This window comes from Kribbella sp. NPDC048915, assembly GCF_040649595.1.
Classification (GTDB): domain Bacteria; phylum Actinomycetota; class Actinomycetes; order Propionibacteriales; family Kribbellaceae; genus Kribbella.
In genome coordinates, this window is record NZ_JBEZFT010000046.1 from 1 (window position 1) to 18830 (window position 18830).

The following is an 18830-nucleotide window of genomic DNA, read 5'->3' on the forward strand; positions in this document are numbered from 1 at the left end:
TCTGGCACAACGACCGAATCGGAGCACCCGTACTCCGGTCCATAACCGCCTACGACCACTGAGATCCCAGGCCCAGCCGTGCATCAATCATCTAGCCCAGACGGCTCAACAGGCCACCGTCGACGCGGTAGCACGAACCCGTCACTGCGCTGGCGGCGTCGGACAGCAGGAACAGCGCCACCTCGGCGACCTCGTCGGGGTCGATACTCCGGCCGATCGGCTGCCGCCGGCCCCACGACTCGACGAGCTCGGACGGGTCTTGCCCGGGCTCGGCCAGCGCCTGCGCGGCGTCCTCGAGCAGTTCGGTGCGGATCACCCCCGGTACCAGGGCGTTGACCCGGATGCCCTCCTCGGCGTGGTCCAGGGCGAGTGTGTTCGTCAGCGCGGCCACTGCGGCCTTGGACGCGGAGTAGACGCCCGCGGCCTTCTCGGTCGCGAAGGCCATGATCGAGGAGGTCAGCACGATCGACCCACCGCCACGGTCGCGCAGATGCGGGATCGCGTGCTTGACGCACAGGAAAGCGCCGCGGGCGTTGGTGTTCATGATGCGGTCCCAGGCCTCGGCGTCGGTGTCCGGCGCCGCGGCGTAGCCGACAATGCCGGCGAAGGCCGCCAGCATGTCCAGCCCGCCCAGCCGGTCCGCCAGCGAGTCGATGGCGGACCGGACTTGGTCCTCTGAGGTCACGTCGGCGGTCGCGATCACGGCGCTCCCGCCGGCGTCCTCGATGCTCCTCCGGACGCGCTCGAGGTTGGCGGTGTCGATGTCCACCAGACCCACCCGGGCGCCGCGGGCGGCAAGCATCCGGGCGACCCCGGCACCGATGCCGCGGCCGGCGCCGGTGACGATTGCGGACTTGTTGTCGAAGGCGCTCATCGGCCCACCGCCTCGGCGTCGCGGAAGGAATCCTGACGGCCGGCGGCAGCACCGGTGATCCAGGCAACCACCTCCTGGGGGCTCGTCGACGCCGTCCACACGTCGGCGACCTTGCGTCCTTGCCGGAGCACGACCAGCCGGTCCGCGACCTCGAAGCACGCGGCCAGGTCGTGGGAGATCACGATGACCAGCATCCCTCGCTCGCGCAGCCCGGTGATGAGTTCCTGGACCCGCCGCTGCTGGCCGACGCCGAGCGCCGCGGTTGGCTCGTCGAGCAGCAGGATCCGCTCGGAGTCGGTGCCCGATCCTCGGCTGGTGGCCCGGGCGATGGCGATGGCCTGGCGCTGCCCGCCGGAGAGCATCGTCACGGTGCGCCGCAGCGACAGCCGGGAGACGCCGAGCCGCTGCATCTGCTCGACGGTCTCGCGGCGCATGGTCGCGCGGTCGATGAAGCCGAGGCGGCCGGCGATCCCCCGCCGGCGCGGCTCACGCCCGAGATGCAGGTTCGCGGCGGCGTCCAGGGTGCCCACGAGGGCCAGATCCTGGTACACCATCTCGATGCCGAGGTGCTCGGCATGCCGGGGTGAGCGGATCTCCCGGGCCACCCCGCGGATGCTGATGGTGCCGCCGTCGGCGGTCTCGGCGCCGGCGAGCACCTTCATCAGGGTCGACTTCCCGGCGCCGTTGTCGCCGAGCAGAGCGACCACCTCGCCGCTGCCGGCCTCGATGGAGATGCCGTCGAGCGCCTGCAGGCCGCCGTACCTCTTGGAGACTCCGTCCAGCCGGAGCAGTGGCTGCTCGGTCACGAGCGCCGTCCCTTCTCGAGGCGCCGTTCGACGGCGCCGGTCAGCAGGTTCTCCAGCACTATCGCGAGCACCAGCAGGCAGCCGGTCACCACGAGCGCGTAGTACGGCGCCACCCCGTTGAGGAGCAGGCCTGTGGAGATCACGCCGAGCACCAGCGCGCCGGCGAGCACGCGCAGGATGTTGCCCTGGCCGCCGGAGAGCACCACGCCACCGAGGGCGACCGCGGTGATCGCGTCGAAGACCGCGGTGCTCGCGGCGGTCGGCTCGGCCGTGGTGAGGAAGCCGAGCATGATGCAACCGGCCAGCGCGGCGGCGCAGCCGGAGAAGACGAACGCGCCGATCGTGTAGGCGTTGGTCCGGATGCCGCAGCGGCGGGCGGCCTCCTCGTTGCCGCCGACGGCGAGCAGCCGCAGTCCCCAGACGGTCGACCGCAAGAACACGGCGGTGACCACGACGACGCCGATCATGACCACGGCGGGGGCGGTCAGGGTGCCCCCGAACCGGTGCTGGCCGAGCCAGTCGAACCCGTCGACGCCGAAGATCTGGTTGCCGCCGGCAAGGATGAAGGCGAGACCGCTGTAGGTGCTGAGTGTGCCCAGTGTGGCCACCAGCGGGGAGAGCCCTGCCTTGGTCACCAGCAGACCGTTGACCGCTCCGAGCGCCGCCCCGAAGCCCAGGGTCAGCGCCAAGGCGGGCAAGCTGGGCACTCCGGCCTCGAGCAGCCTGGCGGCGACGATCCCCGAGGCAGCCGCGATCGGCGCGATGGAGAGGTCGATCCGGCCGGCCATCACAACCACCGCCTCACCGACGGCGAAGATCGCAGTCAGCGACGCCGAGTCGGCGATGTCGGCCAGGTTGCCGGCGCTGAGGAAGTCCCAGCCGTACCAGGCGACGAAGACCGCGATGGTGACGGCGAGCACCAGCACGATGGCGAGGTCACGAAGCACCAGGACGCCGCCGCGCTCGCGCGGGTCGGACTCCGCGGCGCCCGCACCGGGCGTTGCGGAGGAGGACCGGTCGGGCCGGGTGACCGTGCTCATTCGGCGGTCGCCCGGGCCGGGGTGAACAGCACCGTCTTGCTGTTCCAGAACGCCGACTTCTTGTCGCGCACCATCTCAGGGAGGATCACCGCGGCGGCGCCCATCCAGTTGGAGTACTGCGGGTCGAACTCGGCGTACAGGGTGCCGTCCTTGAGGGCCTTGATGCCCTCCTCGCTGCCGTCGAGACCTACGAAGCAACCCTTCTTGGGGTCCTTGCCGGCCTCCCGGAAGGCCTGCATCGCGCCCATCACCTCGGAGTCGCCGATGCCGGTGAAGCCGACGATGTCCTTGTGCGCGCGCAGCATCGTGCGGGCGCCCTGCACCGCCTTGACCCGGTCACTCTTGCCGTCGGCCTCGGCCACGATCTCGACGCCGGGCGCCAGCGCCTTGATGGCGTCCCGCTCGCCCTTCATCCGGTCGGCCACCACCGGCCCGCTGACCGCGGTGGTGGTGATCAGGCCGACCTGGCCCTTGCCGTTCTGGCGCTTGTTCATGCACTCGGCGAACGCCTCGCCGACCGAGTAGCCGTAGTCGTACCAATTGAAGTCCACGGTCACCAGGCCGCGCTTCTGCTCCACTGGCGGGATCCCGACCAGCACCGTCGGGATGCCGGCGCCCACCGCTTCGTCCAGCACCGGCTGGAACGACTCCGGGTTCACCGCGCCGGTCACGATCGCGTCGACCTTGCGCTCGATCAGCGCGCGGACCTGACGGATCTGCTTGGCCGCGTCGTTGTTCGGGTCGGTGATGATCACGTCGTACCCGTAGCGATCGCCGAGAGCTTTGAAGTCCTGGGTGATCTTCGCCAGGATCGGGATCTGCTGGCTGATCAGCGAGACGCCGATGGTCAGGCGCTTGCCCTCCGCTTTCGGCGCGTCGGCGTCGTCCGACCCGCCCTGGTCCGAGCTGCAGCCGGCGAGTCCGAGCGAGGCGACCAGGACGAGGGACGCCCCGAGACGAAGCCGGCGACCGACTCCCCCGGACCGGCCCCAGCGGTGTCGCGTGTGGCTGTGGGTCATGTCGTTCCTTTCGGGTGGCGCCACCGAACTGGCGCGGATTGTGGTGCGGGTCGGCCGAATTCGAGATGGCGTAGCTGGATCCGATAGGTGCTCAGGCCATATGCAGGCCGCCGTTGACGTCCAGGTGCGTCCCGGACAGGTAGCTGGCCGGCTCGGCGGCCAGCATCGCCACCACGAACGCCACGTCGCCGGGGCTGCCGGTACGTCGCATCGGCACCCTGCCGACCACGTCCTGCTTCACATCCGCGCCCATCACCTCGGTCATCGGGGTGTCGATGACGCCGGGCGCGACGCAGTTGACGGTGATGCCGTGCGGGCCGGCCTTCTGGGCCAGCGAGCGGGTCAGGCCGATGATGCCGGCCTTGGCGGCGACATACGCCGGACCGGCGGCCACGCCGCCTCCGGTCTGCGCGGCCATCGAGCTGAACAGGATCACCCGTCCGTAGCCGTGTTTGGCCATCTCGCCGATGGCGGCCCGGGCGCAGAGGTAAGAGCCACGCAGGTTGACGTCATGGACCCGGTCCCAGACCTTCTCGTCGACCTCGTCGAGGGAGCCGGTCTCGTAGACGCCGGCGCACGCGACCAGCACGTCCAACCGGCCGAATGCCTCCACCGTGACCTCGACGAGCCGCTGGGCGCCCTCGGGTGTGGACACATCGCCGGGGACCGCCAGCCACCGATCTGCGTGCCCGGGCGGTGGCTCGATGCCGTCCTCGCGAAGGTCGGCCGCCACGATCGCGCAGCCCTCGAGCGCGAGCACCCGGGCCACGCTGGCGCCGATCCCGCTGCCGGCACCGGTGACGACCGCCACCCGACCGTCCAGACCGAGTCTCATGAGGCCGCTCCGGTGTCGATCCGGTAGACCTGCAGGGCGTTCTCGACCCGGACCCAGTGCTGCTCGTCCGGGCTCAGGTGCTCGGTCCACCATTCCATGTCCTGCCACAGCTCCCGGTAGCCGACTGCCGGCCGGTCCACCGGGAAGTTACTGCCCAGCAGGCACCGCTGCGGGCCGAAGACCTCGAGCGCCTCCTTGACCACGACACCGATCTGGTCGGCGTCCCAGTGCGGCGAGAGGAAGCTCAGCGCAGAAATCTTCAGCCACGAGCTCGGGACCTCGTCCGCGAACCTCTCGAGCGCCGCGCGCCACCGGACCCGAGCGTTCGGATCGGCCGGCGGCAGCCCCAGGTGCTCGAGGACGACGACCAGCTCGGGCACCCGCCGGAACACCTCGGCAGCCTGGGCCAGCTGGCTGGGCCAGGCCAGCAGGTCGAAGGTCAGCTCGCGCGCGGCGAGCTGCTCCAGCCCGCGCGGCCAGGCCGGGTCGTCGAGGAGGTTGTGGGTGAGCACATCGGAGCGCTGGGAAGCCGGATCGTACCAAAGCTCCTGCCGGATCCCCCGGAAGAAGTCGTACTCCATATGCCGATCGAGCACGTCCTCCAGGTCCGCCGCGCGCAGGTCCGCGTACCCGACACAGACCGTCGGAGTGGCCGGATCCCCCTGAGCGCGCAGCTCGGCGAGCCAGGCGGTCTCGGCGAGCGGGTCCGCGGCATGGTCCATCTCGGCCTGGACGTGCACGGTCGCGACCAAGTCAGCGTCGCCGACATCGCGGCGCCAGTCATCCAGCACGTAGTCGAACGCGAACTGGTCGCCGCCGGGGTCGTCGAGCCAGGGGTACCGGAACCGGCCGAGGTCCCAGAGGTGGAAGTGCGTGTCGACGAACGCGGTCATGAGCTGAACTCGTACGTCGAGAGTCCGTCCGGGCTCATCGAGGTCAGGCCGCCGTCGACGGCGAGATCCGCGCCGGTCACGAACGACGCGGCGTCGGAGGCGAGGAAGGCGACCGCGGCCGCAACCTCGTGCGGCTCGGCGCACCGCTCCAGCGGGCAGAACCGTCCCCAGATCGGCTCCCACTTGGCCCGGTCACCGTCGGCACCGCGGTCGAGCACCTCGGTCCAGATGTAGCCCGGGCTCACGCTGTTCACCCGGATTCCCCGCGGCGCCAGGTCGAGCGCCTGGCAGCGGGTCAGCGAGAGCACGCCGCCCTTGCTGGCGTTATAGGTCCACCGGCCGGCCTGGGAGACGTGGCCGGAGATGCTGGCGATGTTCACGACCGCGCCGGCATCGGAACGGGCCAGTGCGTCGGTGGCATGGGAGACCAGGTGTGCCGGAGCCATCAGGTTGACCTCCAAGGTGCGCTGCCACTCGTACTCGGTCGCGCCCACGCCGGCGAGCAGGAACACCGCCGCGTTGTTGACGAGCACGTCGAGTCGCCCGTCGGGTCCGGCGGCGGTCTCGATCAGCTCGGTCTGCCGTGCCGGGTCGGTGATGTCCAGCTCGAGCGTGGCCAGCCGGTGGGCGTCCGCACCCAGGCTGTCGCGCACGGCCGCCAGCCCGGCGCCGTTGAGGTCGGCCGTGGTGACCGACGCACCCTCGGCGATGAACTGCCGCACCGTCGCGGCACCGATGCCGCTGCCTCCTCCGGTGACGAGGACCCGCTTGTCGCGAAAGCGGTCGGAGATCGCGACCTGCTGCGGGCGCCTCGGCTCCTCGGCCATGACGGAGTTGTCGTAGTAGGCCGTCAGAGCGGCGATCTTGTCGCCGCGGCGCCGCATGATGTTGACGCCGTCCAGTTCGGTCACCTCGCCCGACGGTCCGGTGAAGCGGGCGTGCCACTCCAGCGACGCGACGTCGTCGTCACCGTGAACTCGGCCCAGGCGCACCGCGAGGCCGGGATAGGCCTCCGCGCTGCCGGCGTAGTACCCGCGGATCTGCTCGTGCCCGGTGAGGACCACACCCGGGCCCACCCAGGTGGCGTCATCGGTGAAAAACTCCAGGATGCGGTCGACGTCGCGCGACTCCTCGGCCTGCCAGTAGGCGCGGGCGATCTCTTCTATGGTGGGCATGCTTGTCTCCTCGGATGCGATACCTGCTCGGCTACCAGTAGTGCCGGCCCGTGGCGACGACGCCGAGCTCGAACACATGTGAGCCGGCCGGCGCAGTGACGATGTGAAGTACTGATCGAGCGACCTCGTCCGGATCTAGAAGGTCGGTCCGGTGCTCACCGGCCGGGTTGACCAGCGCGGTATCGGTGCCACCGGGGTTCAGCAGCGAGACCCGGATGGGGCTGCGCTCGAGGCTCAGCTGCTTCGAGACCGCCAGGGTGAGCGCGCGTAGTGCGAACTTCGAGGCGGGATAGGCTCCTGACTCCCCCTGCGCGGTCCAATGCGCCTCGACCGACCCGATGTTGACGACGTGTCCCGTCGTCGCGCGCTCGCGCATGAGCATGATGGCCCGGCGCATGCATGCGTACGGCACGACGGTGTTCACTTCGAGCACGGCCCGTAGCTGTTCGGGTTTTACGTCCTCGATCGGCCCGAACGGCGCTGCACCCGCGCTGTTCACCAGGATGTCCAACCGTTGGTGACGCTCCTGAATCCCGTCGAAGAGGTCATCGACGAAGCCTGGAGCGGTGAGGTCACCGGCGACGCTCTCGGCGGACCCATCCGTTTGTGCGATCTGCGCCGCGACCCGGTCGAGTTCGGAGGCCGAGCGTGCGGCCAGGACGACGTGCGCTCCGGCATCGGCGAGGGCACGGGCGACGCTCGCTCCGATGCCCCGCCCTGCGCCGGTCACCAGCGCGAACCGGCCGGTCAGCGGCTGCTGATTCGGAGTCATCGGGTTCGACCGCTTCCCGCGCTGAGGAAGACCTCGATGACGGGGACGGTGACGTCAGGCTTGACGATCGGAAGTTCCAGCCACAGATCGTCGGGATCCGGTGCGTGCAGCAACGCCAACGGATGCGACGGGGGCCGCACCTCCGCGCCGTCATGGAGGAATTGGGTGTACTCGACCTGCGTGCCCAGGCCGGGCACGACCAGAGGGTGGGACGGCCACTGCAGGAGGTGAAGGTAGAGACGGCGCGTCTGCGGGTTGTAGGTGGCCGCAGTCCCGAGCGGCAGCGAGCTCACCAGCTCCATCGGCGCCTGCGTACAACCATGGATCGACCGTCCATGCAGTCCCATCCACTCTCCGACGGACGCCAGCCGCTCGAGGCTCGGCGGATCGATCTCGCCACGGCCGTTGGGGCCCAGGTTGAGCAGCAGGTTGCCGCCCTTACCGACGACTTCGATCAGCAGTGTGACCAGCTGCTCGGGTGACTTCAGGTTCGGCATGGTCGGGGTGTAGCCCCAGGCGCCGTAGATGGTCTCGCAGGTCTCCCACACCGCCGGCGTCCCGTCCGCGAGGGTCGGCCAACTGCCCGGCACCGCCTGTTCGGGCGTGACGATATCGAAGTCGTTGCCGAGTCGGTCGTTCACCAGGATTTGTGGCTGGAGTTCCCGGATGAGTTTCATCAGCCCCGTCGCGTCCCAGTCCTCAGCGCCCTTTCCGGGATCGACGGCAGGGTCGAACCTGGTCCATCCGGTCTTCACCGCGTCGAGGAACGCCGCCTTGTTCCGCGGGTTGGACGACCGGTGGTCCCAGGCCGCGTCGTCGTAGCTGTAGTCGGGCCAGAACACGTCGATAGGGCCGTAGTCGGTGAGCAGTTCGCGTACCTGGTTGTGGACGTACTCGCGATAGCGGGCCATGTCCCGCCCCGCGTTGAGCTGCTCACGGTCCCCATGCGCCTGCGGATGCACCTGATCGACTGTGAAGTCGGGGTGGTGCCAGTCGAGCAGCGAGTAGTAGAGACCGGTCCGTAGACCTCGGGAGCGGAAGGCTTCGAGCATGGGCCGCAGCAGGTCGCGACCGGCCGGTGCGTTGACCGCGGTGAAGTCGGTGTACTGCGAATCCCACAAACAGAAGCCTTCGTGGTGCTTCGCGACGATCACGACGTACTTCATGCCCGCCTGGGCGGCCGCGTCCGCCCAGGCCTCCGGGTCGTAGAGGTCCGGGTCGAAGCGCGGGAAATAGTGATCGGCGTACTGCGTGGCGGTCATCGCGGTCTCGCGCTGGTGAGCGAAGTCCCGGCCGGTCATGCTGAACAGTCCCCAGTGAATGAACAGCCCGAACCGCGCCGTCGTGAACCAGGCACTCTCAGCCGCGGTCGAGGGCGTGGAAGTCATCGCTGTCTCCTCCTTGAGTCATCGTGGGCAGGTCTGCATCCGAGACTGCCGATTCGATGAGCAGGCCGGTCTCATCCGGGAAGTGACACGCCGCCTGGTGGCCGGTCGATCGGCTCATCAGCTCCGGATGCCGCTCGCGGCACAACCTCCTCGACGGATCGAGATCGCCGGCCAACGGGCAACGGGGCTCGAAGACGCACCCGGCCGCGACGGTCACCGGGTCCGGCGGATCGCCGGTCAGCAGGAGCCGGCGAGAGCCGGGTTGCCGCTGAGCGCTGGGCGTGGCCGAGAGCAGGGCCACCGTGTACGGATGGAGCGGCCGTGCGAAGACCTCCGCGGTCGGCCCGAACTCCACAATCCGCCCGTGGTACATGACCGCGACCTGGTCGCACAGCTGCCGCACGACGGACAGGTCGTGGGAGATGAACAGGATCGCGAGGTCCAGTGCTGCCTTCAGCTCCGCGAACAAGTCGACCACCTGGGCCGCCACTGACGCGTCGAGGGCCGAAACCGGTTCGTCGGCGATGAGGACCTTCGGCTGCACACCCAGTGCGCGCGCGATCGCGACCCGCTGCGCCTGGCCACCGGACAGCTGGCGCGCAGAGCGGTCACCGATTCCCTCGGGCAGGTGGACGCGCGCAAGCAGCTGGTCGACCCGGGCGCCGGCCTCGGCCCGGGGAACCAGGCCGAGCTCGACCATCGGCTCGGCGATGAGCTGCCGCACCGTCATCCGTGGGTTCAGGGCCGCGTGCGGGTCCTGCAGCACCGTCTGCACTTCTCGGCGCATCAGCCGGAGTCGACGTCCGGCAAGTTCAGTGATGTCCGTTCCGTCCAGGATCACTCGCCCAGACGTCGGATCCTGCATCCGCAGGGCGATCCGCCCGAGAGTGCTCTTGCCACTGCCGGACTCTCCGACCAGCCCAACAGCCTCGCCGTGGAGCAGGTTCAAGGACACGCCGTCCACAGCGCGTACGACGCCGCGGCGGGTGGGGATGTGGCACCCGACCGCCTGCAGGCTCAACAGCGGAGCGCTCATCGCGATCCCCCGTTCGCACCGGCCGCCGACTCCACACCGGTCATGGTCCGGCGGGACGCCGCCAGCAGGGTCCGGGTGTACGGATGCTGCGGGTTGGCGAACACGTCGGCGCACGGACCGGATTCGACCAGCCGACCGTCGCGGAAGACGAGCACCCGGGCGGCGAACTCGGCCACTACGTCAAGTGAGTGCGAAATGAACAGGATCGCCATCGCGTGCCGCTCGTTCAAGCGGCCGAGCAGGTCGAGGATCTGTGCCTGGACCGTCACGTCGAGCGCGGTCGTCGGTTCGTCGGCAATCAGCAGCTCAGGCTCGTTCGCCAGGGCCATCGCAGTCATCACCCGCTGTCTCATCCCGCCGGAAAGCTCGTGGGGATACTGATCGAGCCGACGTTCGGACGCTGGAATCTCCATGTCCCGCAGCAGCTCGGCGGCACGACGCCTGCCGCCCTTGTTCCCGTGGGCCCGCATGACGGTCAGCAGCTGGTCGCCGATCGTGAAGAGCGGGTTCAGCGCACTGCGCGGATCCTGGAAGATCATGCTGATCCGGCGGCCCCGCAGGTCTCGCAGGCCAGGCTCGGGAAGGGTCAGCAGATTCACGTCACCGAAGCGGACAGCGCCACCGACAACCCGTCCGGGCCGGCGGACCAGGCCCAGGACCGCCCGCGCGGTGACCGACTTCCCGGATCCCGACTCCCCGACGATGCCGACGATCTCACCGGGAGCGACGTCGAAGGAGACGTCGCGGACCGCGTCGACCTGTCCGGCGGCAGTGTCGAAACAGACGCTGAGGTGCTCGACGTGTAACGAGACCATCGCTCACCTCACCGGTTCCGTGAGGTCGCCGAGTCCGTCGCCGCACCAGTTGGCAGCGAGCGCTGTGAGCAGCACCGCGACACCGGGAGCCAGCGCCGCGACAGGGTTGCTCATCATGCTGGTCTGCGCGTCGGTGAGCATCGCGCCCCACTCGGGGTCGGGCGGCTGGACACCGAGACCGAGGAAGCCGAGGCCGGCGACAGCAAGCAGCGTGTACGCGACTCCGACACACAGCACGGTGACGACGATGCCCACGCAGTTCCGCAGGACATGGCGGGTGGCGATCCGCCACGGCCGTACGCCGGCCGCCTTAGCGGCGAACACGTAGTCGGCCTGCCGGACCGTGATGACCGCCGCGCGGATCAGCCGCGCGTCCCTGGGGATGGCCGGCAGCGTGAGTGCGATCACCGTGTTGACTACGCCCGGCCCGAGCGTGACGGAAATCATCAGAGCGAGCAGGAGGAACGGCAGTGCGAGGAAGACGTCGCACAAGCGCATCAGGGCTGCATCGACCCAGCCACCGAGGAATCCTGCGGTCAACCCGACTGCGGCGCCACCCAGGCCGCTGGCCGCGACGGCGAGCGCGGTGATCCCCAGGGACGAGCGCCCACCGACCAGCAGCCGGCTCAGGGTGTCCCTGCCGAGTGAGTCCGTCCCGAGTGGGTGGGCCCAGCTCGGGGCGGCGTTGCGTGCAACAAGATCCTGGGCGTTCGGGTCAGCCGGCCAGAGCAGCGGGCCGACCAGGACGGCCAGCACGATGAGGACCAGCAGCGTGACACCCAGAGCCGTCGTCGGGTTCGTGACGATGCGGCGGAGTACGTCCCTGAGCACCCTGGCTGGGCCGGACCGGCTCGTCGTTGTAGAAGGATGCGTCGTCAAGGTGCTCATCGGCGGGTCCTCGGGTCGACGGCGCCGTGCGCCACATCGGCGAAAAGGTTCAGCAGGACGTACAGGACGCCGATCAGCAGCGTGACCGACTGGACGACGATGTAGTCGCGCGACTGCAGTGCCTCGAGCATGAAGCGCCCGATACCGGGCCAGGAGAACACGATCTCGACCAGCACCGCTCCGACGATGAGACTCGGGACGATCAGGCTCAGCAGATTGATCAGCGGCAGTACGGCGTTCTTCGCCGCCAGCCGCCACAGGATCGTCCGCGGTGGGACGCCGAATGCCTCGGCAGCAAGGATGTACTGCGACCCGAGCACCTCGACGAAGCTCGCGCGGGTGAAGCGAGCTAGGACGGCCGCGGGAAACACCGCAAGTGTGGCGGCCGGCAGGACGAGGTGCCGTACGGCGGTCAGGAAGGCACCGCCGTCAGCCGCGAGGATCGCGTCCAGGGTCATGAACCCCGTCACGTCCTCCAACCGGGTGAACGAGGAGAACCGCCCATTCATCGGGAACCAGCCCAGCGTCACCGAGAAGACGAACACGAGCACGAACCCCAGCCAGAAGACCGGCACCGACATCCCGGTCACGGCCAGGCTCGACGACAACCGGTCGACCCAGGAGCGGGGGCGGCGGGCCGACAGGATCCCGAGCGCGATACCGGCCGGGACCCCGATGAGCAGGGCGGTGAGGGCAAGCTCCACCGTCGGCGGCGCCTTCTCGGCGAGTACGTCGACCACATCGGCCCGCTGCGTGAACGACCAGCCGAGGTCACCACTGAGCAACCGGCCGAGGTAGCGGACGAACTGCTCGAGAATCGGCAGATCCAGCCCCCACTCCTCCCGGAGACGGGCGACGTCCGCCGGGTTCGCGCGATCACCCCCGGCGTGGACCTGGGCGGGGTCGCCCGGGACCAGCCGGTTCAGGGTGAACACGATCACCGCGATCCCGAGGAGCACCAGCGGGAGCACGAGCAGCCGTCTTAGCACAACGCCCACCAGACCGTTGCCCCAGCGGATGGAGGCCGTCATCGTCGGCATCTCAACCAACCGACACGTTCTTGAACAGCCAGACCAACGCGCCGCGGTTGTTCCAGCCCAGGTTGAACTCCTGGACCCGGTTGCTTGCCACCGCAGCGGTGCCGACACTCGCGATCGGGATTCCCATCAGCAGTTCGTTGCTGTTCAGCCGCTGGAGCTGTTGCCAGGCGGCGACCTGCTTGGCGCGGTCAGCCTCGGTGGACGCCTTCGTGACCAAGTCCGCGACCCGGCGGTCGGCCAGCGGGTTCGGGGCGGTCCAGGGCTTGGGATATCCCAGGTAGAAGAGCCGGAAGATGAAGTCGGGGTTGAACGAGTTGCCGTACCAGAGCACTTCGTAGTCATACTTGTAGCGGTCACTGAAGTAGGTGGCCGAGTCGACCACGTCGATCTTCACCTCGATCCCGATCTTCTTCAGGTCGGCCGCGATCGCCTCGTGGAGCCGGCGGAGGGAGAGGATCGGCCCGGACGATTCCATGGTCAGCGTGCGCAGCGTCAGTTGCTGCACGCCGGCTTCCTGGAGCAACGCCTTGGCCTTGGCCAGATCGTGGTCGAGGTCGGTGAGCCCGTCGGCGTACCCGTCGACACCTTCGACGACAACAGGCTGGTCGATCTCCTGGGAGTTCGACGGGTTGAAGAAGGTGCCGCGGTACGCATCCCGGTCCAGCGCGAGCCAGATCGCCCGGCGGACCCGAGGGTCCTGCAGCTGGGGGGGCTTGGGCGTGAGGAACCTGAGGAAGACGTTGCTGCTCGGGGTAGCCGTGTATTCCTTGTTGCCGTCCATCTTGGCCAGCCGTTCGTGATCCTCCGGCGCGAGGTCGAGCACCACGTCCGCGTCATTGCCTTGCAGCGCCAGGGCGCGCGCCGCCGGGTCGGGAACCTGCTGCAGCCGCAGCCGGTCGAGCGACACCTGCTCGGGGAACTCGGGGTATCGCTCGAACTCGACGAACTCACCGGGCGAGAACGCGGTGATCCGGAAGGGCCCGGATCCGGCATTGCGCAGGTCCTCGACGTTCTTCCCGTACCCGGGCTTCGCCAGGACGGCCGGGTTGAGGATGGGCATCTGGAAGAGCGGATCACGGATATCCGAGCGCGGCTGGCTGAGCGCGATCCGGAGCGTCTCCGGGTCGACGACCTTCACCTCCCGCACGATCGACGGGCTCCCGAAGGCAGCCGACACCACGCCGTAGGGACCCTGGTCCCGGAGCGGGTCGCCGGTGAAGAAGTACGAGTTCAGCACTTTTCCGACCGCTGTCGCGTCGATCGCCGACCCGTCGTGGAAGGTGAATCCCTTCCGGACGCCGATGGTGTGCACCAGGCCGTCCTTGGAGGCCTGGTAGGAGGAGGCCAGCCCGTTGACGATGCTGAAGTCGTCCTCACCGGGCAGGAACAACGGCCAGGCCAGTTGGTACATGCTGAAGATGCCGAGTGGGTAGGCGGTGCCGAGGTAGAAGTCAGCCGGCACACCGTCCGGCGTCACGATCCGCAGCGTCCGGTCGCCGGACGACTCGTCGGTCGTGCTGCTGCAGGCACTCAGAACGGCCAGTACAAGCGCGCAGAGGAGCGCTACGAGCCTCACTTCGATGGAACGGCGTCGCACTGCGACGGCAGAGACGGAATGCATCGACTGGATCCTTCGGTTGCGGTCGTCAACGGACATCAGACAGACACCTCCTCGGTTCACCGTCGCCAGATTGGATCCGATTTAAGTCCATGTCAACCACTCAGGCCCTCAAAACCCCGACAAGACTGACTGGTAGGATCCAATTGAGCGCCGACTGTGTCCGATGATGACGTCCTGTAGCCACGATGCAGTGCCCGGAGTCCTGCTAGTTTGGATCCACTCGACCGTCGTGAGGTCGCCGAGTTTGCCCGTGAAGGGGGCGGAGATGGGAGCAATGCCCGACGAGGCGTCGGCCCCCGGACGCGAGCCGATGACCCAGGTGGTGGCCCGCAGCCTGCGCGACGCAATCCACTCCGGTGAGCTCGAGCCCGGCGCACGGGTACGGCAGGAGACGGTCGCCGCCGAACTGGGTGTCAGCCGGATCCCGGTGCGCGAGGCGCTGCGGCAGCTCGAGAGCGAAGGGCTCGTGGTCATCGTGCCGAACAGCGGCGCGAAGGTCGCCGTCCTCGACTTCGAGGAGTACGCCGAGATCTACAAGATGCGGGAGCGCCTGGAGCCGCTCGCATTCGGTGAGAGCGTCGGTCGGCTGACCGACGAGCAGAAGGACGACATCACCCGCCTACTGGCCGAACTCGAGGCGGAGACCGGGAACGCCCAGGCCTACCTGGAGGCCGACCGCAGATTCCATCTCGCCTGCTACGCGGGGGTGGCGACACCGCGATTGCTCAAGATGATCGTCGACTTCTGGAACACCACGCAGCGCTATCGCCGCATCCTCATCGCGACGTTCAGCCCCGACGACTACGAGCTCAACAACTTCGAGCACCGGCTCATCGCCGAGGCGGCCCTGAACGGATCGGTCCGGCGGGGCGAGGATCTGATCCGGATGCACATCGAACGTTCGCGCTTCCGGCTCGCCCACCACCGGGACCTGTTCAACCGGTGATCCCTGCCGGTCACACAAGCAACTCCACCGGATTCTCGAGCAGGTCCACAAGCTTCTGGAGCCATTTCGCGGCGGTCGCGCCGTCCACCGGCCGGTGATCGACCGCCACGCACAGCCGCATCACGGTCGCCACGCTGACCTGCCCCTCTGACACCACCGCTTCCTCGCGGGCGGCGCCTACCGCCAGGATTGCTGCTTGCGGCGGGTTGATGATCGCCGCGAAATCTTCGACGCCGTACATGCCGAGGTTCGTGACCGAGATCGAACCGCCCTCGAGCTCGCTCTGCCGAAGCCGGCGTTCGCGGGCCCGGCCGGCCAGGTCACGGGTGACCGCCGCCAGCCGGGCGATGTCCAGTTCGTCGGCATCCCGCACGACGGGCGTGACCAGTCCGTCGTCGATGGCAACCGCGACGGAGACATCGACGTGCCGGAACCACCGGATCGCACCGTCGCGCCACTCGACGTTCATCGCCGGCACCGCCCTGTGCGCTCCCGCCACGGCCTTGATCACCAGATCGTTCACCGACACCCGACGACCGCCGCGGTTGATCTCCTGACGCAGCATGAGCAGCCGGTCGACCCGGGCCGAGCCGCGCAGGTAGAAGTGCGGTGTGTTCTGTTTGCTCTCGGTCAGCCGTCGCGCGATCGCCTGGCGCAGACGGGAGCTCGGGACGTCCTCGTGGCTTCGCGCCAAGGACGTGAGAGGTGTGAGCGTGGTGTCGTGCGGCCTGGTCCCCTGCGTTTCGTGTTTCTCCCGCGGCTCCAGCGTCTCCAGAGACTCCACCGGCTGAGGCGGCGTCGTAGTCGTGGCTGGCAGCGGCTTCTCGGAGGCGGAAAGGGCAGCCGCCGCGGCCTCGACGTCTCGCCGGCGGATTCGTCCGCGAGGACCGGTGCCACGGATGTCGGTGAGCGCGAGCCCTGCCTCCCGAGCGAGCCGACGCGCGAGCGGAGACGCGAACAGTCGTTCGCCCTCGCGCGGGGTAGCGGGTCCCGCGGTGGGACGAGTCTCATCCCCGCTGGCCAGGACCGGTCCATCCATCCGCACGCCCCGCCCCTCGCCCAGCCTCTCGGCACGCCCCTCGACCGGCTCGTCGGCCCGCTCGTTGGCCGGCGAGGCAGTCAGGCCGGCTGACGTGAGCAGGGCCTCGGCATCGGCAGCCGACTCACCGTCGGCGCCGTACACCGCGATCGGGCCACCCACCTCGACGACCGTACCCTGCTCAGCGAGGGTGAGCAGGAGAACGCCGTCCGACTCCGCCTCGACATCGACGACTGCCTTCTCCGTCTCCACGGTAAGGATTACATCCCCCGCGCGGAACGGCGTGCCAGGCGATACCGCCCAGCTGGACAGCAGCGCCTCGACGGCTCCGGCCGCGACCTCGGGCATGCGCAGGATCTCACCCATCCTCACTCACCCGCGATCTCATGGAGCTTGGCGACGACCTCGTCGCGCCCGGCGAACGCCGCCCGCTCGAGAACCTTGCTGATGCTCGGGGACGCTGTGCCTCCGGCGACCCGGTGCACGGGCGCATCGAGCCAGTCGAAGAGCCGACGCTGGATCTCGTCCGCCAGCCACCCGCCGTACGACGTTCCACTCGCCCCCTGCTCGGCGATCAGCACCCGGCCGGTCTTCCGGACGCTGGCCTCGATCGTCTCCCAGTCCAGACTTGCCCTGTCCAGCCAGCGCAGATCAATGACCTCGGCATCCGTGCCCACCGCCGCCACCGCTTCGAGAACGTGACCGGTCATCGCCAGGTAGCTGATGATGGTGAGCTCGCTCCCCTGCCGACGGACCGCAGCCCGGCCGACGGGCAGGTAGTGGTCGTACTCGTCAGGAATCCCCGGACCCGACGAGGTGTAGAGGTCCACGTGCTCGAGCACGACCACCGGGTCGTTGCAGGCGAGCGCGGTGTTCATCAACCCGACATAGTCGTACGGCGTTGACGGTGCGACGACCCGCCACCCCGGAGCGGTCGCGAAGATGCCCGCCGGATCCATCGAGTGCTGCGAGCCATAGCCAGTACCCATCGCCACCTTGCTGCGCAGGACGAGCGGCACGGCACCGGTGCCCCCGAACATGTGCCGCATCTTCCCGATCTGGTTGAACAACTGATCGGCGGCGACCCACATGAAGTCGGCGTACATGAACTCGATCACCGGCCGGAAGCGCCCGTCGGTCGCCATCCCACCCGCCAGACCGGTGAACGCGTTCTCCGAGATCGGGGTCCCCAGCACCCGGTCGGGGAACGTCTCCTTGAGCCCGCGGGTGGCGCCGTTCGTCCCGCCGTTCAGTCGATGGATGTCCTCGCCCAGTACGACGACGCGCGGATCGGACTCCATTCGGCGCAGCATGACTCCGGCGACGGCGTTGATGAACTTCACCTCCTCGAGCCGATCGGCGTGGTCCTCGGTATCGGAGAACTTCAGATCCGCGAGCTCGCTGAGATCACCGCGGATCCCCTCGTCGACGAAGCCGGGGGCGGGCCACTCGGCCGGCTTGATCCGCCGCTCGCGCGGTTTGCCGTTCGGCTTCGGCTCCAGGATCGTCGACGCGAGGTCCGACATCAGCGCCTTGGCGCGCGCCACGGCGTCGTCGGCCTCGCGCTCGCCGAGCAGGCCCCGGCGGCGCAACTGCGCGGCGGTCGTGTCTATCGGGTCGCGCTCGCGCCACCGGGCTTCCTCCTCCTTGGTCCGGTACCTGAAGGCGGAGCCGGGGAACGGGCCGTTCTGGTGGAAGTAGCGGTAGACGTCCGCCTCGATCAGCGTGGGGCCGAGGCCCGAGCGCATGTGTTTCAGGGCGTCCTGCATGACCAGGTGGACGGCAAGGGGGTTCATCCCGTCCACCCTCCAGCTACGAATGCCGAAGCCCGGTCCGCGGCCGGAGAGACGAGGTTCGCCGGTCACCTCGGAGACGTGCGTGGCGACGGCGTACTGGTTGTTCTCGACGAAGAAGCAGAGCGGGAGCGACCAAGCCGCGGCAAGGTTGAGCGTCTCCAGCGTCGAGCCGATGTTGATCGCCCCGTCTCCGAAGTACGTCACCGCGACGGCATCCGTACCCGCGGCGCGGTGCGACCAGGCAGAGCCGGCCGCAAGCGGTACGCCACCTCCCACGATCGCGTTCGTCCCGATGGCGCCGGCTTCATGCCACTGCAGGTGCATGCTTCCGCCGCGACCGTGGCTGAAGCCGCCGTCGAGTCCGCAGATCTCGCGCAGGGTGCGCAGCATCAGCGTGCGAACGTCACCAGACCAGGCCTTCGTCGGGTCGATGCCGTCGGGGTGCAGGTGAGTCAGCGCCTTGGCCAAGAACTGGTGGTGACCACGATGCGAGCCGTTCACGGTGTCCCGTGTGCCGAGAGCGATACAGGATCCGACCGCCCCGCCCTCCTGACCGATGCTCGAGTGCGCGGGGCCGTGCACGAGACCCTCCCCAGCGAGCTGGAGGACCAGCTCCTCGAAGGCACGGATCAGGACCAGCTGGCTGAACATCGACGTCAGCAGCTGCGCGGGCGCGCGGTCCCAGTCGTTCTGATCGACGGTGAACTCAGTCCACTCGGTGGCCGGGTCAAGGCGGCGGTTCTCTGGCATGGGCCGGTCCTTCCGTGATGGCGTACGGGGCCGACCTTGACACGAATTGGATCCAAAGGCAATCCTGAGGTGGCCAGAACTCGCGCCAAGACGGCGA

Annotated in this window: 17 protein-coding genes; 1 reads left to right on the forward strand and 16 read right to left on the reverse strand. The window is 68.8% G+C overall.

Going from position 1 to position 18830, the window contains the following annotated elements:
* Window positions 1-91: 91 nt before the first annotated feature.
* From AB0B82_RS22275 to AB0B82_RS22340, 14 genes are all read right to left on the reverse strand, one after another.
* Window positions 92-874 (reverse strand): SDR family NAD(P)-dependent oxidoreductase, encoded by a 783-nt coding sequence (locus tag AB0B82_RS22275; protein WP_360171548.1) that lies wholly within the window; start codon window positions 872-874, stop codon window positions 92-94.
* Complete coding sequence (locus AB0B82_RS22280; protein WP_360171551.1) at window positions 871-1680, reverse strand: ATP-binding cassette domain-containing protein; 810 nt, start codon at window positions 1678-1680, stop codon at window positions 871-873. Before AB0B82_RS22280 ends, AB0B82_RS22275 begins: the two co-directional genes overlap by 4 nt.
* The gene (locus AB0B82_RS22285) at window positions 1677-2720 is read right to left on the reverse strand and encodes an ABC transporter permease (protein ID WP_360171554.1); all 1044 of its coding nucleotides are present in this window, start codon (window positions 2718-2720) and stop codon (window positions 1677-1679) included. The genes AB0B82_RS22280 and AB0B82_RS22285 overlap by 4 nt, the downstream gene beginning before the upstream one ends.
* A complete protein-coding gene (locus AB0B82_RS22290; RefSeq protein WP_360171557.1) occupies window positions 2717-3739 on the reverse strand; it encodes a sugar ABC transporter substrate-binding protein in 1023 nt (340 codons plus the stop codon). The genes AB0B82_RS22285 and AB0B82_RS22290 overlap by 4 nt, the downstream gene beginning before the upstream one ends.
* Window positions 3740-3830: 91 nt before the next feature.
* A complete protein-coding gene (locus tag AB0B82_RS22295) occupies window positions 3831-4574 on the reverse strand; it encodes an SDR family NAD(P)-dependent oxidoreductase (protein ID WP_360171560.1) in 744 nt (247 codons plus the stop codon).
* Complete coding sequence (locus AB0B82_RS22300) at window positions 4571-5467, reverse strand: amidohydrolase family protein (RefSeq protein ID WP_360171563.1); 897 nt, start codon at window positions 5465-5467, stop codon at window positions 4571-4573. The genes AB0B82_RS22295 and AB0B82_RS22300 overlap by 4 nt, the downstream gene beginning before the upstream one ends.
* The gene (locus tag AB0B82_RS22305; protein ID WP_360171566.1) at window positions 5464-6642 is read right to left on the reverse strand and encodes an SDR family oxidoreductase; all 1179 of its coding nucleotides are present in this window, start codon (window positions 6640-6642) and stop codon (window positions 5464-5466) included. Before AB0B82_RS22305 ends, AB0B82_RS22300 begins: the two co-directional genes overlap by 4 nt.
* A gap of 31 nt (window positions 6643-6673) precedes the next feature.
* Window positions 6674-7372 carry an SDR family oxidoreductase gene (locus tag AB0B82_RS22310; protein WP_360171568.1) on the reverse strand — a complete coding sequence of 233 codons (699 nt, stop codon included), beginning with the start codon at window positions 7370-7372 and terminating at the stop codon, window positions 6674-6676.
* A 38-nt stretch (window positions 7373-7410) separates the two neighbouring features.
* The gene (locus AB0B82_RS22315) at window positions 7411-8802 is read right to left on the reverse strand and encodes an alpha-L-fucosidase (protein ID WP_360171571.1); all 1392 of its coding nucleotides are present in this window, start codon (window positions 8800-8802) and stop codon (window positions 7411-7413) included.
* On the reverse strand, window positions 8774-9838 hold the full coding sequence (locus AB0B82_RS22320) for an ABC transporter ATP-binding protein (RefSeq protein ID WP_360171574.1): 1065 nt from the start codon (window positions 9836-9838) through the stop codon (window positions 8774-8776). Before AB0B82_RS22320 ends, AB0B82_RS22315 begins: the two co-directional genes overlap by 29 nt.
* On the reverse strand, window positions 9835-10653 hold the full coding sequence (locus AB0B82_RS22325) for an ABC transporter ATP-binding protein (RefSeq protein WP_360171577.1): 819 nt from the start codon (window positions 10651-10653) through the stop codon (window positions 9835-9837). Before AB0B82_RS22325 ends, AB0B82_RS22320 begins: the two co-directional genes overlap by 4 nt.
* A gap of 3 nt (window positions 10654-10656) precedes the next feature.
* A complete protein-coding gene (locus tag AB0B82_RS22330) occupies window positions 10657-11541 on the reverse strand; it encodes an ABC transporter permease (RefSeq protein WP_360171580.1) in 885 nt (294 codons plus the stop codon).
* On the reverse strand, window positions 11538-12572 hold the full coding sequence (locus AB0B82_RS22335; RefSeq protein ID WP_360171583.1) for an ABC transporter permease: 1035 nt from the start codon (window positions 12570-12572) through the stop codon (window positions 11538-11540). Before AB0B82_RS22335 ends, AB0B82_RS22330 begins: the two co-directional genes overlap by 4 nt.
* A gap of 10 nt (window positions 12573-12582) precedes the next feature.
* A complete protein-coding gene (locus tag AB0B82_RS22340; RefSeq protein ID WP_360171586.1) occupies window positions 12583-14157 on the reverse strand; it encodes an ABC transporter substrate-binding protein in 1575 nt (524 codons plus the stop codon).
* Window positions 14158-14467: 310 nt separating this feature from the next.
* On the opposite strand from AB0B82_RS22340, the gene AB0B82_RS22345 reads away from it, so the two are divergent.
* Window positions 14468-15148: a GntR family transcriptional regulator gene (locus tag AB0B82_RS22345; RefSeq protein ID WP_360171589.1), complete on the forward strand. Its 681-nt coding sequence runs from the start codon at window positions 14468-14470 to the stop codon at window positions 15146-15148.
* A gap of 10 nt (window positions 15149-15158) precedes the next feature.
* On the opposite strand, the gene AB0B82_RS22350 is transcribed toward AB0B82_RS22345, so the two are convergent.
* Together AB0B82_RS22350 and AB0B82_RS22355 are read right to left on the reverse strand one after the other, a co-directional pair.
* On the reverse strand, window positions 15159-16553 hold the full coding sequence (locus AB0B82_RS22350; RefSeq protein WP_360171592.1) for a dihydrolipoamide acetyltransferase family protein: 1395 nt from the start codon (window positions 16551-16553) through the stop codon (window positions 15159-15161).
* A gap of 2 nt (window positions 16554-16555) precedes the next feature.
* Window positions 16556-18733: a thiamine pyrophosphate-dependent enzyme gene (locus tag AB0B82_RS22355; protein ID WP_360171595.1), complete on the reverse strand. Its 2178-nt coding sequence runs from the start codon at window positions 18731-18733 to the stop codon at window positions 16556-16558.
* Between the last annotated feature and the right edge of the window lie 97 nt (window positions 18734-18830).

Excerpts from the sequence above, each read along its gene's own strand:
- AB0B82_RS22335 (WP_360171583.1), bottom strand. The coding sequence starts at position 12,572 with ATGACGGCCTCCATCCGCTGGGGCAACGGTCTGGTGGGCGTTGTGCTA.
- AB0B82_RS22285 (WP_360171554.1), bottom strand. The coding sequence starts at position 2,720 with ATGAGCACGGTCACCCGGCCCGACCGGTCCTCCTCCGCAACGCCCGGT.
- AB0B82_RS22320 (WP_360171574.1), bottom strand. The coding sequence starts at position 9,838 with ATGAGCGCTCCGCTGTTGAGCCTGCAGGCGGTCGGGTGCCACATCCCC.
- AB0B82_RS22330 (WP_360171580.1), bottom strand. The coding sequence starts at position 11,541 with ATGAGCACCTTGACGACGCATCCTTCTACAACGACGAGCCGGTCCGGC.
- AB0B82_RS22350 (WP_360171592.1), bottom strand. The coding sequence starts at position 16,553 with ATGGGTGAGATCCTGCGCATGCCCGAGGTCGCGGCCGGAGCCGTCGAG.
- AB0B82_RS22345 (WP_360171589.1), top strand. The coding sequence starts at position 14,468 with ATGGGAGCAATGCCCGACGAGGCGTCGGCCCCCGGACGCGAGCCGATG.
- AB0B82_RS22300 (WP_360171563.1), bottom strand. The coding sequence starts at position 5,467 with ATGACCGCGTTCGTCGACACGCACTTCCACCTCTGGGACCTCGGCCGG.
- AB0B82_RS22305 (WP_360171566.1), bottom strand. The coding sequence starts at position 6,642 with ATGCCCACCATAGAAGAGATCGCCCGCGCCTACTGGCAGGCCGAGGAG.
- AB0B82_RS22275 (WP_360171548.1), bottom strand. The coding sequence starts at position 874 with ATGAGCGCCTTCGACAACAAGTCCGCAATCGTCACCGGCGCCGGCCGC.
- AB0B82_RS22325 (WP_360171577.1), bottom strand. The coding sequence starts at position 10,653 with ATGGTCTCGTTACACGTCGAGCACCTCAGCGTCTGTTTCGACACTGCC.
- AB0B82_RS22290 (WP_360171557.1), bottom strand. The coding sequence starts at position 3,739 with ATGACCCACAGCCACACGCGACACCGCTGGGGCCGGTCCGGGGGAGTC.
- AB0B82_RS22355 (WP_360171595.1), bottom strand. The coding sequence starts at position 18,733 with ATGCCAGAGAACCGCCGCCTTGACCCGGCCACCGAGTGGACTGAGTTC.
- AB0B82_RS22315 (WP_360171571.1), bottom strand. The coding sequence starts at position 8,802 with ATGACTTCCACGCCCTCGACCGCGGCTGAGAGTGCCTGGTTCACGACG.
- AB0B82_RS22295 (WP_360171560.1), bottom strand. The coding sequence starts at position 4,574 with ATGAGACTCGGTCTGGACGGTCGGGTGGCGGTCGTCACCGGTGCCGGC.